Genomic DNA, 13,798 nt, shown 5'->3' on the forward strand with positions numbered 1-13,798 from the left:
GGAATAACCGCGGACCGGCCCCGGTTGTTCCGGCTCGCTGACACACACGCAGAACACTGGGGAGTACGCACGATGCGCGCTTTGTCCATCACCCGCTACGGCGGTCCCGAGGTCCTCGAAGAAATCGAGGTGCCCGAGCCCGTCCCGGGGCCGGGCGAAGTGACCATCACGGTCTCGCACGCGTCCGTCGGGCTGATCGACGCGCTGATCCGCCGCGGCACGCTCGCCGATTACGACTACGCGCCGAAGCCGCCGCTGGTGCCCGGGCTCGAGGTCGCGGGCACGATCCGCGCGGCCGGACCGGGCAGCGGCTTCTCGGTCGGGGACGAGGTCGTCACGCTCACGCTGCCCGGAATGGGCGGATACGCCGACGTCAAGCTCGCACCCGCCGCTCTCGTCGTGCCGTTGGCGGGCACCGGCGTGGAGCGCGCGCAGGCCGTGGCCGGTCTGGCGAACACGGTGACGGCGTACCTTTCGCTCACCGAAGCGGTGCGGTTGCCGAAGGACGCCTGTGTGCTGGTGCACGGTGCACTCGGCGGCCTCGCCTCGGTGTACCCCGAGGTCGCGCGGCTGCTCGGCGCGCGCGAGGTCGTCGGCACGGTTCGGCGGCCCGACCAGGTCGAGGCGGCGAAACAGCTCGGCTTCGACCGGGTCGTGCTCTCCGGCGAGCTGGGCGGGCTGCGGGAGGAGCGGTTCGAGATCATCGTCGACCCCGTGGGCGGCGACCTGCGGATCGCATCGCTGGACCTGCTCGCGCCGATGGGCCGGATGCTCGTGGTCGGCAGCGCGGGCAGCGACACCGCGCCGATGGTCGACTCGAACGCCGTGTGGGGCAAGAACATCGGCGTAGTCGGCTTCAACGTGGGCGGGTTCCTGGCCGCCGACCCCGCACCCGCTCGTCCCGCCGCGGACGCCGTGCTGCCGCTCTACACCGACGGCCGCATCCGGCTGCCGGTCACCGTCCTGCCGATGGCGGAGGCGCGCGAGGCGCACCGGCGGATGGACGCGGGCGAGGCCGTCGGACGGCTGGTGCTCGCCAACTAGCGTCACGCGCGCACCTGCTCGCCGCCGGGGATCGCGGCCAGCAGGTCGCGTGTGTACTGCTCGCGGGGCCGCAGCAGGACGTCGTCGGCGGGGCCGGATTCGAGCAGCTTGCCCTGGCGCATCACCCCGACCTGGTCGGCGATTTCCCGCACCACGGCCAGGTCGTGGGTGATGAACAGGTACGTCAGGCCGAGTTCGTCCTGCAGCTCCACGAGCAGGTTCAGGATCTGCGCCTGCACCGAAACGTCCAAAGCGGACACCGGCTCGTCCAGCACGACGAGGTCCGGCCGCAGCGCCAGCGCACGGGCGATCGCCGCGCGCTGCCGCTGGCCGCCGGACAGCTCGGCCGGTTTTCGGCGCAGCACCGACGACGGCAGTGCGACCTGATCGGCGAGTTCGGCGACGCGTTCGGCCCGGCCGCTGACGCGGAACGCGCGCAGCGGTTCGCCGATCACGTCGGCGATGGAGAACCGCGGGTTCAGCGAGGCGTACGGGTTCTGGTAGACGAGCTGGAACCGGCGGCGCAGCCGGCGCAGTTCGGCGGCCGGAAGACGGGTGACGTCCTGGCCGTCGAAGCGGACCGTGCCCGCGGTCGGGGTTTCCAGGCCGACGACCATGCGGGCGGTCGTCGTCTTGCCGGAGCCGGATTCGCCGACCAGCGCCAGCGTTCGGCCGCGGGTGAGCTGGAACGACACGTCGTCCACGGCCCGCACCGAACCGGCCCGGGACGAGGCGAAGGTCTTCGAGACCGAATCCACGGACAGAAGGACTTCCGGACCCTCCGCGCGGCGCGGCCGGAGCGGCTCGCGGCTGAGGCTCGGCGCGGCGGCGAGAAGCCGTTGCGTGTAGTCCTGCGTCGGGGCGGCGAGGAGTTCGCGGGCCGGTCCTTCCTCGACCAGCCGTCCCTCGGACAGCACGGCGATCCGCCCGGCCCGGTCGGCGGCGACGCCCAGGTCGTGCGTGATGAGCAGAATCGCGGTGCCGTCGTCGGCGGCCAGTTCCGCGAGGTGGTCGAGGATTTCCTTCTGCACGGTCACGTCGAGCGCACTGGTCGGCTCGTCGGCGATGATCAGCCGGGGCTGGCCCGCGAGCGCGATGGCGATCAGCACCCGCTGCCGCAGCCCGCCCGACAGCTCGTGCGGATACTGCCGCGCCCGCAGTTCCGGCCGGTCGACGCCCGCCCTCCGCAGCAGTTCCACCGCGCGTTCGGCGGCTTCGTTCCGGGCCGCCAGCCGGTGGATCAGCAAGACCTCGGCCACCTGCTCGCCGATCCGCCGGACCGGGTTGAGCGACACCGTCGGATCCTGGGGCACCAGCGCGATCCCGGTGCCGCGCACCCGCCGCCAGTCCTTTTCGGACAATGCGGTCAGATCGAGTCCGTCGAAGCTGATCTGTCCATGGTGGACTCGTCCGCCGCGGGGGAGCAGCCCGATCGCGGCGTGCGCGGTGGTGCTCTTCCCGGAACCGGATTCGCCGACCACCGCGACGATCTCGCCCGCTCCCACCTTCAGGCTCACGTCGCGCACGGCGGGCACCACGCCGCCCGAGGTGCGGTACGAGACCGCCAGCTCGCTGATCTCCAGCACTTGTCAGCTCCGTTCGCTGTCGAGAGCCCGGGACACGCGGTTCGCGGCCAGCACCACAGCCGCGACGGTCAGGCCCGGGAACGTGGTCATCCACCAAGCGGTGGCCAGGAAATTGCGTCCGCCGGCCACGAGCGCGCCCCACTCCGGCGTCGGCGGGCTCGCGCCGAAGCCGAGGAAGCTGAGCGCGGACACTTCGAGCACCGCCGTGCCGACCGTCACCGTCGCCAGCACCAGGACCGGTCCGAGCGCGTTGGGCAGCACATGCCGCCCGAGCACACCAGCCCAGCGCACGCCCGACGCCCGCGCCGCCTCCACGAACACGCCCGAACGGACCCGCAGCACTTCGGCCCGCATCAGCCGGGCGAACGCGGCGAGATTCGCGACTCCGACGGCGATCGCCACGTTCGTGGTGCCGAAGCCGAGCGCGGTCACCAGCGCCAGCGACAGCAGGATCGCCGGGACCGCCTGAAGGACGTCGACGATCCGCATCACGACAGCGTCGAGCCACCCGCCGCGGAACCCGGCGAGCAGCCCCAACGCGGACCCGGCGGCGAACGCGACCAGGACGGCGAGCACGGTCGCACGCAGCGAGAGCCCGGCTCCGTGCACGACGCGGGCGAACACGTCGCGGCCGGTTTCGTCGGTGCCGAACAGGTGCGCGAGCGACGGGCCTTGGAGCCGTTCGGACGGGACACCGGTGATGGGGTCTTGGCCGGTGAACAGGGTGGGTGCGAAAGCGGCGATCAGCACCGCGGCGAGCAGGAGCCCGGACAGGAGCAGGCCCGGTCGGCGGACGAGGAATCGTTGGGGCAGCACAGCTTCAGACATGCGCGGGCACCTCCTTGCGCACCGACACCCGCGGGTCGAGCAGCGGGTACACGAGGTCGACGACCAGGTTGAGCACCACGAAGAAGAACGCGGCGAGCACGATCACCGCCTGCACCACCGGCACGTCCTGCGCGGTCACCGCCGCCGCGGTCACCCGGCCGAGACCGTCGCGCGAGAACACGGTTTCGGTCACCACCGAACCGGCCAGCAGATTGCCCGCGACAACGCCCACGAGCGTGAGCGCGGGCAGTCCGGCGTTGCGCAGCGCGTGTCCGAAGTGGACTCGACGGCGGCTCGCGCCCTTCGCCCGCACCACCTCGATGTACGGCTCGGCGAGCTGCGTCCGCAGGCTCTTCGCCAGCACCTGCCCGATAATCGCGCCGGTCGGCAGGGAGAGCGTGACTGCGGGGAGGATCAGCGACGCGAAGCCGGTCGAGCCGAGTGCCGGGAACAGCCGCAGCTGGAACGAGAACAGCTGGATCAGCAGCAGCCCGACCCAGAACGTCGGCAGCGAAGTGCCCAGCGGCGGCAGGGAAAGCAGCAGCTGGCTGACCCAGCGCGTGCGGGTGAAGGTGCCGAGCACGGCGATCCCGCCGCCGAAGACGATCGCGAGCACCAGCGCCAGCCCGGAGACGGCGAGTGTCGGCGGCAACGCGGTGAGCACCTGGTGCGTCGCGTCGTCTCCGGTCGCCACTGAGGTGCCGAAGTCGCCGTGCAGCGCGGCGAGCAGATGCTTGCCGTACTGCACGAGCACCGGGTCGTCCAGCCCGTACTCGGCGCGCAGGGCGGCGATCTGCTCCGGCGACGCGCTGGGCCCGCCCTCGGCCGAGCCGAGTTTGGTCAACACCGCGTCGCCGGGCAGCAGGTACAGGATGACGAACGACAGCGTGAATGCCGCCCACAGCACGACTACGGCCTGCAGAAGGCGGCGAAGCACCGGGAAGCCCTTCACGAGCCCGAAACCCAGGCGTCGAACAGCTGCAGCCGCGAGGAAGCCTCGAAGCCGACGTCGTGCGCGTTCGGTCCGACGCCGAGCACCTGCGTCAGCTCGAACACCGGGATCGAGTAGGCCTGCTCCACGATGGTGCGCTGCGCCTGTTCCGCCGCGGGCTTGCGCTTCGCGGGGTCGACGGTGGCGGACTGTTCGTTCAGCGACGCGTCGAGCGGGTTGTCCGCGGGCAGCTTGCTGCGGTTGTTCGTCTTCGTGGAGAACTGCTGGCGCAGGATGTCCGGGTCGGCGCGGGTGACGTTGTACCAGAGGAAATCGTAGTCGCCGGCCTGCTGCAGCCGGGTGACCTCGGAGTTGGTGTGCAGCTCGATCTTCAGGTCGAACCCGATCTTGCGCAGCTGCTGCTGGATCAGCTCCAGCACGCTCTGGTTCTGGTTGAACACCGCGGAGAACAGCACGGACGCGGTGAGCCGCTGGCCGTTCTTCGTCCGGATGCCGTCCGGGCCGGGCAGCCAGCCGTCGGACTGCAGCAGCGCCTGCGCGCCCGCCGGGTCGTAGGCGAGTTCCTTCGACAGGTCGGTGTACAGCGGCGTCGCGGAGCCGAGGATGCTCGTGGCGGGCTTGTAATTCCGGGTGAGCACGGTGCTCGTGACCTCGGGCCGGTTCACGCCCTTCGACACCGCCTGGCGCACCTTCTCGTCGGTGAGGACGCCCCGGGTCACGTTCGCGTGCAGGTTGAACACGATGCCCGGGTTCGGCCGGACCGGTTCGGTGAAGCCGTTGCCGGAGAACTGCGGTTCGTCCACCGGCTGGACGTCGGTGATCGCGTCGAGCTGCCCGGACGTCAGGCTGCCCGACCGCACGCCCGGCTCCGGGACGACGCGGAAGTCGATCTTGTCGACGTACGCCTCGCCCTGGTGCCGCCACAACGGGGAACCCCAGCGGTAGCCGGTGCGCTTGCTGAGCAGGATGTTCTGGTTCGGCTTCAGGCTGGTGAACACGAACGGCCCCGAGCCGATCAGGCCGGTGCCCTGGCAGCGCTGCTCGGCGGTGTGCCGGAACGCCGCGGGCGCGAGCACGCCGAGCGACATCGTGGAGCTGGCCTGCAGGAACTGGGCGCTGGGCTGGGTGAAGTCGAGCCGGACCGTCGCCGGGTCGACCACCGTCGCACCGCGGTAGGCAGCGAGGTAGCTGGATCCGAGGAGGGCCTTCGCGCCGAGTGCCTTGATGCCGTCGAAGCTCGTCTTCACCGCCGCGGCGTCCACCGGGGAGCCGTCGGAGAACGTCGCGCCGGAGCGGAGGTGGAAGGTGAAGCTCGTCGAATCGGGGCTGACCGTCCAGCGGTCGGCGAGCCACGGCGTGATCGCGCCGGTCTTCGGGTCCTGGTCGGTCAGCGAATCGACCAGCTGGCGGCCGACGTTCACCGAAGCGTTGGTGCTCGCCTGCTGCGGGTCGATGCAGTCCGGATTGGACGAGATGCCCAGCCGGAGCGTGCCGCCCGGGCGCGGGGGACCGGCGTCCTGCGGGCTGGCCCCGCCCGCCGTGCCGCACGCGGCGAGCAGCAGCGGAAGGGCCAGTGCGAAGGCGAAACGGGACCGCGCGGGGGCGGGGCGCGCGAGCCGGGACGGGGTGTGGCGGGGCACGGAATTCCTCCAGCGGGGACGGATCGGATGCGTTCAGCTCAACCGTTCGCGGCGGTTCGCTGAAGCCCGTCCCAGCAGGTGAACCGCTGTCCCGCGATCCGGCCGGGGGAGCGGATTCCGGTTGACGGACAAGGGAAAGCGTGGCCCGCGCCCGCGTGATAACCGGAGAGGTTTTGTTCGGCGAGCAGGTCCGGGGAGCGGGAGCCCGCGGCGGTGGGCAGCGGAAAACCGGTTGCGCCGCGGAGGAGACTGGCGGACATGGCGGGGCGGGGTGGGAGCGGATCGGCATGGGTCCGCCTGCAAGCGGTGGCGGTGTCCGGTTCAACCTGTGAAGGGCTTTTGCTCGCGGCGCTGCCCTTGTTAGCCGTCTCGATCACCACCGACCCGCGGGCGGTGTCCCTGGTGAACGTCGCCGGGCAAGCGCCGTGGCTGCTGCTTTCGCTGTTCGCCGGAGTGGTGATCGACCGGGTCCGGCGGACCACCGTGCTCGCTTCCGCGTACGCGGTGCAGATCGTCGCCGCGCTCACGTTGGCGGTGCTGGGTTCCACCGGTTCGTTGAGCCTGCCCGCGCTGCTGGTGGTCGCCTTCGTGCTCACGACGGCGCAAGTGTTCGGCGACGGCGCGGCGGGTTCGGTGGTTCCCGAGGTCGTGTCGCCGGATCAGCTCAACATGGCGAATTCCCGGCTGCAGGTCATCGACCGCGGCATGGTCCAGTTCGTGGTGCCCCCGGCGACCGGGTTGCTGATCGGGATCAGCGCGGGATTGCCCGCGTGGCTGGCGGCCGTCGCCGCGTTGGTCGCCCTGCTGCTCGCGCGTGGGATCCCGTCGGCGAAACCGGTGCGCACGCCCGCGCATCCGCTCAAGGACGTCACTGCGGGGCTGCGCTATCTTGTGGGCACGCCGTTGCTGCGGTCGATCACCATCACGGTCGCGCTGGGCTCGTTCGCGGCGGCCGCGGGCAACTCGATGCTCGTCCTCTACGCCACGCAGGAACTGCGTCTCGCGCCGTTCGGGTACGGCGTGCTGCTGGCCTGTCTCGCGGTCGGCTGGGTGGCGTCGTCGTTCTTCGTGGACCGGTTCGTGCGGCGGTTCGGCTACTCGACGGCGATGCGGATCGCGCAAGCCTGCGCGGTGCTGAGCCAGCTCCTGATCGCGCTCGTGCCGCCGTGGCCGGTGCTGGTCGGCGCGGTGCTGATCTTCCTGACCGGGACGACGTTGATCTGGAACGTGTGCTCGCAGTCCAGCCGGCAGCGGTTCACGCCGTCCGAGCTGCTCGGCCGGGTGCTGACCAGCCATCGGGCGCTGGCCTGGGGCCTGACGCCGCTGGGCGCGCTCGCGGGCGGGTTCGTCGCCGTGCACTGGAGCCTGCGCGGGGTGTGGGTGATGGCGGCGGCGGTCCAGCTGCTCGGGACGTCGCTCGTGTGGCGGCAGCTGTCCCCGTCGGCGTTCCGGGAGGCAGAGGCCGCGATGGCGCGCTGAGCCGTCAGGCGCGCTTCGGCAGCTTCCAGCCCGGACGCGGGAAGTGGCAGGTGTAGCCGTTGGGGTAGTTCTGGAGGTAGTTCTGGTGCTCGGGTTCGGCTTCCCAGAAGTCTCCGGCGGGGGTGACTTCGGTGACGACTTTGCCGGGCCAGAGTCCGGAGGCGTCGACGTCGGCGATGGTGTCTTCGGCGATCCGCTTCTGCTCGTCGGTGGTGTAGAAGATGGCGGAGCGGTAGCTGGTGCCGATGTCGTTGCCTTGGCGGTTCTTCGTGGTGGGGTCGTGGACCTGGAAGAAGAACTCGAGCAGGGCGCGGAAGTCGGTCTGGTCCGGGTCGTAGGTGACTTCGATGGTTTCGGCGTGGGTGCCGTGGTTGCGGTAGGTGGCGTGGGGGACGTCGCCGCCGCTGTAGCCGACGCGGGTGGCGGTCACGCCGGGCTGGTGGCGGAACAGCTCCTCCATGCCCCAGAAACACCCGCCGGCCAGAATCGCCTTTTCCGTGGCCATGTCGCCTCCTCCGTGCTCGGACCGCTTCTCCTGCCATGCTAGTCGCCGGGCAGCAGCCCGAGGACGAGGGCGAGCGGCGGCCACGCGTCCCGCCCGCGCCGGGTGCAGGCGAAGGCCCGGAGCCGGACGTCCGGCCCGGTCAGCGGCAGGACCGCGACGTCGGGCCGGGTCGGCCAGGATTCGGGGAGCAGGCCCACTCCGCCGCCTGCCGCGATCAGGTCCTGCACCAGGTCGAGGTGGTCCGCGCGGTGGGTGAACCGCGGCGAGAATCCGGCCATCGACGCCAGCGTCCCGACGACCGTTTCGTCCGCGCCGTTGCGGGAGTTGCCGATCCAGTCGCGGTCGCGGAAGGCGGTGAACACGTCGAGGGTTCCCTTGCCCCGTAACGGGTTCGCGTCCGCGCGCGGCACCGCGAGGCCCCACGGCGCGGTCCACAACGGACGGATGGCGAGAGACGGATCCGTGGTCGCGGGCGCGAGGTTGTAGTCGTAGGTGAGCGCGAGGTCGATGTCGTCGGTCCGGAGCTGCGCGAGTGCTTCGGCGGGTTCGTGCTCGCTGATCACGACGCGGACCTGCGGATGCCGCTGCGCGAGGAGGTCCGCGACCGGAAGCACCGCGTGCCGCACACCGGTCCCGAACCCGGCGACGCGCACGGTGCCGGCGGGTTCGGCTTCGGGGTCGAGATCGACGCGGGCGGCCTCGACGGCGGCCAGGATCGTCACGGCGTGTTCGGCGAGCCGTCGCCCGGCGGGAGTGAGCCGCACGCGGCGGCCGTCCGGTTCGAGCAGTGCGACGCCGGTTTCCTTGGCCAGCACGGAGATCTGCTGCGAGACCGTCGACGTTGTGGTTTCGAGCACGTCCGCCACCGCGCGCATCGAGCCGAGCCGCGACAACTCGAGAAGGAACTGCAGCCTGCGGGTGTCCATCCGCCGATTGTTCAGGATTCCCGGACAGTACGTCCAGGATTGGCACGTGGACACGAACGGTCTGGATGCGTTCTCCTGGACGCGTGCTTCCCTCCACTCCTCGCGTCGGCGTCGCCCTGGCCGTCGGCGCCATGCTGTCCGTCCAGCTCGGACTGGCGGTTTCGGTCAGTCTCGCGAACCAGATCGGGCCGACCGGCGTCGCGTGGCTGCGGCTCGCGTGGGCCGGCGTGCTGCTGGTGGTGCTCGTGCGGCCGCGGCCGTCGGCGTTCCGCCGCCCGGCGTTGCTGACCTGCGTGGTGCTCGGCTTCGCGACGGCCGGGATGACGATCCTGTTCATGGTCGCCGCGACCCGGCTGCCGCTGGGCACGGCGAGCGCGCTGGAATTCCTCGGCCCGCTGACCGTCGCGATCGTGCGCGGCCGCGGCGGAACCCGGGGGTGGCCGGTGCTCGCGGCGGCCGGAGTGGTGCTGCTGACCCAGCCGTGGCAGGGCGGGACGGACCTGATCGGCCTCGGCTGCGCGCTCGCGGCGGCGGTCTGCTGGGGCGCGTACATCGTGCTGACCCAGCGAGTCGGGGACGAGGTCACCGGCCTGCGCGGGCTGGCGGTGTCGATGCCGGTGGCCGGTCTGGTCGCCACCTTCGTGCACGCCCCGGCGGTGGTCGGCCAGCTGACGTGGCCGCTGGTGCTCGCCGGGCTCGGGCTCGCCGTGCTCGTGCCGGTGGTGCCGTTCAGCCTGGAAATGCTGGCGTTGCGCCGGTTGACCGCGTCGGCGTTCGGGACGCTGATGAGCCTGGAACCGGCGATCGCGCTGGTGCTCGGGCTGATCGTGCTGCGCCAGGTGCCGAATTTCGCCGCGGTGGCCGGGATCGCGTTCGTGGTGGCGGCGGGCATCGGCGCGGAACGGACCGGGGCGCGGGAGCCGGTGAAGACCGCCGTTTAGGCGACGCGTTCTACGCTGGCGGCATGCAGGTGGAGATCTGGAGCGATGTCGTGTGCCCGTGGTGCTACCTCGGGAAGGCGCGGTTCGAGAAGGCGCTGGCCGGGTTCGAGCACCGGGACGAGGTGACCGTGACGTACCGGTCGTTCGAACTGGACCCGGGGAAGACCGGCACCGAGCCGTTGCTGGACATGCTCACCGCGAAGTACGGGCCGCAGGCCGCCGAGATGGAGCAGCGGGTCGCCGGGCTCGCGGAGGCGGAAGGGCTCGGCTACCGGACGGACCGGGAGATCGGCAACACCTTCGACGCGCACCGCCTGCTGCATCTGGCCCGCGAGAAGGGGCTGGAGAACGAGATGGTGTCGGCGTTGTTCCGCGCGAATTTCGCCGAGGCTCGGGCAGTGTTCACTTCGGACGTCCTCGCCGATGTCGCGGAAGAGGCCGGATTGCCGCGCGGGGAAGCGGAAGCGGTGCTGGCGGACCCGGCGCGGTATGCGGACGCGGTCCGGGCCGAGGAACGGGAAGCCGCGGAGCTGGGTGCGGGCGGGGTGCCGTTTTTCGTGCTGGGACGGCGGTTCGGGGTCTCCGGCGGGCAGTCGGTGGAGGTTTTCGCGCAGGCGCTGGAAAAGGCTTGGGAGGCTTCTGCCGGGCGTTGAGATCGTCGCGGCCCGGCAGTCCTTTCCGGAGCGCTTATTCGGACCAGGTGCTGAGGCGGTTGAGGAGCCGTTCGAGCACCTGCGGGTCGGCGGTGACCGGTTCGCCGGAGACGGGTTCGTCCACCAGGGTCCGACGGTCGCCGCGGCGCGGGAGCCGGACCTGTCCGGCCGAAATCCCGCCGGGCAGCGGGAGTTCGCACCAGGTCGTGCGGCCGCCGCGGTCGCCGGGGCGCACGCCGATCCGCTCGTCGCGCGGCGGGGTCGGGGCGACGAGGTCGTCGTCCACCTCGACGACGAGCCGGTCCCCGCGCAGCTGGAGCCGGACGGTCACGAAGGCGGGCGCGGACGGGCTGCTCTGGTCCACGACGTCGCCGACGAGCCGGACCGCGGCGTTCTTGACCTGGTCGAGCATCGGGAGCAGGGACCAGTCGGTCAGGATCAGGCGGACGAACAGCTCGGTGCACGGGACCGCGCTCGGCTGCGCCACCAGCCGGAGGTCGTCCACCTGGGTAGTGCGCGTGCTCAAGCGTCACCTTCCTCCTCGGCGAGCGGTCCGATCGGCCGGGACCGTGCGGGCATCATGCCACCGCCGCCGGACCGCGCTGCGGCGGGAGGGCGGTGCCCGAGAGAACCGCAGGTCACAGGTCCGGGCAGCGGCCGCCCGCGAAACTCTTGTACGGACCGGATGTCGGCAGAGCCGGACCGGCGGGCGATCCAGGATCTGATCCTGACCGGTGCCGCCCGCATCGACGCGGGCCGTCCGGGTGGTCCAGACCTCGCGGCGGTCAGTCCTGTTTGCTCAGCTTCCGCCGCAACCCCCGCCCCGCGGCGAGCGTCGGGAACGCCAGCAGCGCCCCGGCCCCGAGCGGGATTCCCTGTTGCCACGCCGGTGCGCCGAGTGCGGCCGGCGCGGCCTGCGGGTCGTGGTCGGTGACGCCGCCCCAGCGCGACGGCGGCAGGACGATCACCCGCGCCTTGCCGATGACGTTGTCCACCGGGACGGTGCCGTTCAGCCCGCCGCCGCCCTGGCAGCGGGAGTCGCACGAGTTCTCCCGGTTGTCGCCCATCACCCAGAGGCTTCCCTTCGGAACGGTGACCGGGGCGAAGGTCTGCCGCGCCGTCGGCGGCTGCTCGAGCCAGTGCACGTACGGCTCGTCGAGCGGTTTGCCGTCGACCAGGACGCGGCCCTGCGGGTCGCAGCACTGGACGGTCTGGCCGCCGACGGCGATCACGCGCTTCACGAAGTCGCGCTCGTCCGGCGGGGCGAAGCCGACCAGCGAACCGAGGCCGCGCAACGCCTTCGTGAAGACGTTGCCCGATTCCTGCGGGGCGATCTCGTTCGCGTTCCACGACTGCGGGCCGCGGAAGACGATGACGTCGCCGGGCGCGGGATCGGTGAAATCGTAGGTGACGCGGTCGACGACGACCCGGTCGCCGAAGCAGCCGTCGCAGCCGTGCAGCGTCGTCTCCATCGACGCCGACGGGATCAGGAACACCTTCGCGACGAACTGCTGGATCAGGATCGTCAGCACCAGCGCGATCCCGATCAGGATCGGCAGCTCCTGCCAGAACGGACGCTTCCGCCGCGCCTTCCGGGGCGGCTCGTCCGCGCCGGGACGCTCGGATCCGGGCTCGCCGGGGGCGGGGACTGGGGGGATCGGGTCGGCCACGCCGTCAGGCTACCCAGAACCGCCCGCCCGGCGGCGGACCGCGCGCGGCCACGATCGGGGGGTCGTGCCGGTGAGCGGGACGGCAACCGGAGATTTCGCCCTCGGGGAAGGAAAACGGGCCGGAATCGGGGGAGTGCTCCGGAATCCGGCGGTGTCGCGGTGTCCGGTGAGGTGAAACGGAGGTGAAGCGGGGCTTCGGATTACGGCCGCGAGCTATCGCGAGACCGGAGCACCGCGCCGCTCGACCGCCGTCAGTCGTTCGACGAACTCCGCGACCCGATGGCGCCACGTGTACCGGCTCCGCACGAGTTCGCAGGCGTTCTCCCGGATCGCGTGCGCCAGACCCGGGTTGGCTTCGAGGCGCCGCAATTCGCCAGCCAGCGCCTCGGGAGAACGCGGCGCGGCAAGCAGTCCGGTGACGCCATCCCGCACCAGCGAAGCGAGCGGGCCGACCGCGGTCGCGATCACCGGCACCCGGCTCGCCCACGCTTCGAGCAGCGCTGTCGGGAAGGCGTCGTTCGGACTGGTTGGGCACAACACGAGCGACCTCGCACTGCGCAGTGCCCGGAATTTCGCGGCACCGCTGAGGTTTCCGGCGAAGGTGACGTTGTCGGCGATCCCGAGTTTCCGGGCGAGGGCTTCGTAACCAGTTCGCGCGGCGCCGTCGCCGATCACCAGCAGGCGGCCGGGGTGGCGGCGCATCGCAGGCAGGAGCTGGTCGAGGCCTTTCCACGCGTGGGTCGGTTCCAAGCGGGCCAGGAAGGCGGCGGCATAAGGACGGCTCCCGCCGACCGGAGCGGCTAAGACCTCGGGGGCGACGGCGTTCTCCAGGACACCGACCTTGCCTCCGTAGCGGGGACGGAAATTCTCGGCGACGAAGTCGGAAACGCCGAGGATCGAATCTGCCCGGCGCAGCATGAAGCGCTCGGCGCAGGCGTAGGCGCGCGCGACGGTGTTGAACAGCGGATGACCGTCTTTGACCAAGGCCGCGGCGTGGTAGGTCACGACGACCGGGACGTTCCCGGCGGCGAGGGTCGCGGCGTCGGCGAGGCCGGGGACCGGGGTGTGGACGTTCAGGAAGTCGGCCCGTTCGGCACGCAGGATGCGGCGGATCTGGCGCGGCCAGCGCGGGTCGAGCGGGGTGTTGGACAGCTTGGCGAGCGCGGGGAGCCGGTAGACCGGGAAAGGGTCGTCGGACGGGCCGCGCGGGCTGGTGGTGACGACGACCGGCCGCCAGCCGGGGACTTCCCGCAGCGCGGAGGCCAGGCTGTGCACGTAGGTTTGCACGCCGCCGACGTCCGGCGGGAAGTACGGCGTCGCGAAGACGACGGTGCGGTCTCGGTTCACGGAGGCTCCTGTCCTCATTGGTCCGGTTGGCTGGGCGCGCGCGGATGTGATGGTGTGGGTCGGGGGACTTCGAGGAGGCGCGGGATGTCCGGGATCCGGGTGCGGTGGGCGGCGGTGCGGTGCCGCGCGTGCGGGCACGAACGCAGTGAGCACCAGCATTTGCGCGGCGGCACCGACTGCGGGCGCTGCGGCTGCCGCCGGTTCCGGTGGCTGCGGCGCGGCTGACC

At 71.5% G+C, this 13,798-nt stretch carries 14 protein-coding genes; 5 read left to right on the top strand and 9 right to left on the bottom strand.

What is annotated here, in order from left to right; genetic code table 11:
• Window positions 1–72: 72 nt before the first annotated feature.
• Window positions 73–1,044: a zinc-binding dehydrogenase gene (locus tag CU254_RS17695; RefSeq protein WP_009077989.1), complete on the top strand. Its 972-nt coding sequence runs from the start codon at window positions 73–75 to the stop codon at window positions 1,042–1,044.
• A gap of 2 nt (window positions 1,045–1,046) precedes the next feature.
• On the opposite strand, the gene CU254_RS17700 is transcribed toward CU254_RS17695, so the two are convergent.
• The 4 genes from CU254_RS17700 to CU254_RS17715 are packed head-to-tail and all read right to left on the bottom strand — an operon-like array spanning window position 1,047 to window position 5,984.
• The gene (locus CU254_RS17700; RefSeq protein WP_009077991.1) at window positions 1,047–2,630 is read right to left on the bottom strand and encodes an ABC transporter ATP-binding protein; all 1,584 of its coding nucleotides are present in this window, start codon (window positions 2,628–2,630) and stop codon (window positions 1,047–1,049) included.
• Window positions 2,631–2,633: 3 nt separating this feature from the next.
• Entirely contained in the window at window positions 2,634–3,458 is an 825-nt protein-coding gene (locus CU254_RS17705; RefSeq protein WP_009077993.1) for an ABC transporter permease, read from the bottom strand.
• The gene (locus tag CU254_RS17710) at window positions 3,451–4,395 is read right to left on the bottom strand and encodes an ABC transporter permease (protein WP_234392837.1); all 945 of its coding nucleotides are present in this window, start codon (window positions 4,393–4,395) and stop codon (window positions 3,451–3,453) included. Before CU254_RS17710 ends, CU254_RS17705 begins: the two co-directional genes overlap by 8 nt.
• 11 nt (window positions 4,396–4,406) lie before the next feature.
• Window positions 4,407–5,984: an ABC transporter substrate-binding protein gene (locus CU254_RS17715; RefSeq protein WP_009077996.1), complete on the bottom strand. Its 1,578-nt coding sequence runs from the start codon at window positions 5,982–5,984 to the stop codon at window positions 4,407–4,409.
• Between the two features lie 324 nt (window positions 5,985–6,308).
• On the opposite strand from CU254_RS17715, the gene CU254_RS17720 reads away from it, so the two are divergent.
• Window positions 6,309–7,529, top strand: coding sequence for an MFS transporter (locus CU254_RS17720; RefSeq protein WP_009077998.1), 1,221 nt, complete (start codon window positions 6,309–6,311; stop codon window positions 7,527–7,529).
• A gap of 4 nt (window positions 7,530–7,533) precedes the next feature.
• Here the strand turns inward: CU254_RS17720 and msrA are convergent, their stop codons facing one another.
• Window positions 7,534–8,034: a peptide-methionine (S)-S-oxide reductase MsrA gene (gene msrA / locus CU254_RS17725; protein WP_009078001.1), complete on the bottom strand. Its 501-nt coding sequence runs from the start codon at window positions 8,032–8,034 to the stop codon at window positions 7,534–7,536.
• A gap of 38 nt (window positions 8,035–8,072) precedes the next feature.
• Window positions 8,073–8,960: a LysR family transcriptional regulator gene (locus CU254_RS17730; RefSeq protein WP_009078003.1), complete on the bottom strand. Its 888-nt coding sequence runs from the start codon at window positions 8,958–8,960 to the stop codon at window positions 8,073–8,075.
• Window positions 8,961–9,043: 83 nt separating this feature from the next.
• Here CU254_RS17730 and CU254_RS17735 point away from each other — a divergent pair, with 83 nt between their 5' ends.
• Together CU254_RS17735 and CU254_RS17740 are read left to right on the top strand one after the other, a co-directional pair.
• Entirely contained in the window at window positions 9,044–9,901 is an 858-nt protein-coding gene (locus CU254_RS17735) for a DMT family transporter (protein WP_234392838.1), read from the top strand.
• A 23-nt stretch (window positions 9,902–9,924) separates the two neighbouring features.
• A complete protein-coding gene (locus tag CU254_RS17740; protein WP_009078007.1) occupies window positions 9,925–10,554 on the top strand; it encodes a DsbA family oxidoreductase in 630 nt (209 codons plus the stop codon).
• A 34-nt stretch (window positions 10,555–10,588) separates the two neighbouring features.
• Here CU254_RS17740 and CU254_RS17745 read toward each other — a convergent pair whose 3' ends face one another.
• The 3 genes from CU254_RS17745 to CU254_RS17755 form a co-directional block, all read right to left on the bottom strand.
• On the bottom strand, window positions 10,589–11,080 hold the full coding sequence (locus tag CU254_RS17745) for a hypothetical protein (protein WP_009078009.1): 492 nt from the start codon (window positions 11,078–11,080) through the stop codon (window positions 10,589–10,591).
• Between the two features lie 259 nt (window positions 11,081–11,339).
• On the bottom strand, window positions 11,340–12,224 hold the full coding sequence (lepB, locus tag CU254_RS17750) for a signal peptidase I (RefSeq protein ID WP_009078010.1): 885 nt from the start codon (window positions 12,222–12,224) through the stop codon (window positions 11,340–11,342).
• A 213-nt stretch (window positions 12,225–12,437) separates the two neighbouring features.
• On the bottom strand, window positions 12,438–13,571 hold the full coding sequence (locus CU254_RS17755) for a glycosyltransferase family 4 protein (protein WP_037714016.1): 1,134 nt from the start codon (window positions 13,569–13,571) through the stop codon (window positions 12,438–12,440).
• A gap of 84 nt (window positions 13,572–13,655) precedes the next feature.
• Between CU254_RS17755 and CU254_RS43070 the strand changes: the two genes are divergently transcribed.
• Complete coding sequence (locus CU254_RS43070) at window positions 13,656–13,796, top strand: hypothetical protein (protein ID WP_158688046.1); 141 nt, start codon at window positions 13,656–13,658, stop codon at window positions 13,794–13,796.
• Window positions 13,797–13,798: the final 2 nt, after the last annotated feature.

The organism is Amycolatopsis sp. AA4 (genome assembly GCF_002796545.1).
GTDB lineage: Bacteria > Actinomycetota > Actinomycetes > Mycobacteriales > Pseudonocardiaceae > Amycolatopsis.

What these genes read in the sequence shown, in the direction of transcription:
- CU254_RS17695 (WP_009077989.1), top strand. Translation starts at nt 73, where the DNA reads ATGCGCGCTTTGTCCATCACCCGCTACGGCGGTCCCGAGGTCCTCGAA.
- CU254_RS17730 (WP_009078003.1), bottom strand. Translation starts at nt 8,960, where the DNA reads ATGGACACCCGCAGGCTGCAGTTCCTTCTCGAGTTGTCGCGGCTCGGC.
- CU254_RS17740 (WP_009078007.1), top strand. Translation starts at nt 9,925, where the DNA reads ATGCAGGTGGAGATCTGGAGCGATGTCGTGTGCCCGTGGTGCTACCTC.
- msrA (WP_009078001.1), bottom strand. Translation starts at nt 8,034, where the DNA reads ATGGCCACGGAAAAGGCGATTCTGGCCGGCGGGTGTTTCTGGGGCATG.
- CU254_RS17705 (WP_009077993.1), bottom strand. Translation starts at nt 3,458, where the DNA reads ATGTCTGAAGCTGTGCTGCCCCAACGATTCCTCGTCCGCCGACCGGGC.
- CU254_RS17720 (WP_009077998.1), top strand. Translation starts at nt 6,309, where the DNA reads ATGGCGGGGCGGGGTGGGAGCGGATCGGCATGGGTCCGCCTGCAAGCG.
- CU254_RS43070 (WP_158688046.1), top strand. Translation starts at nt 13,656, where the DNA reads ATGTCCGGGATCCGGGTGCGGTGGGCGGCGGTGCGGTGCCGCGCGTGC.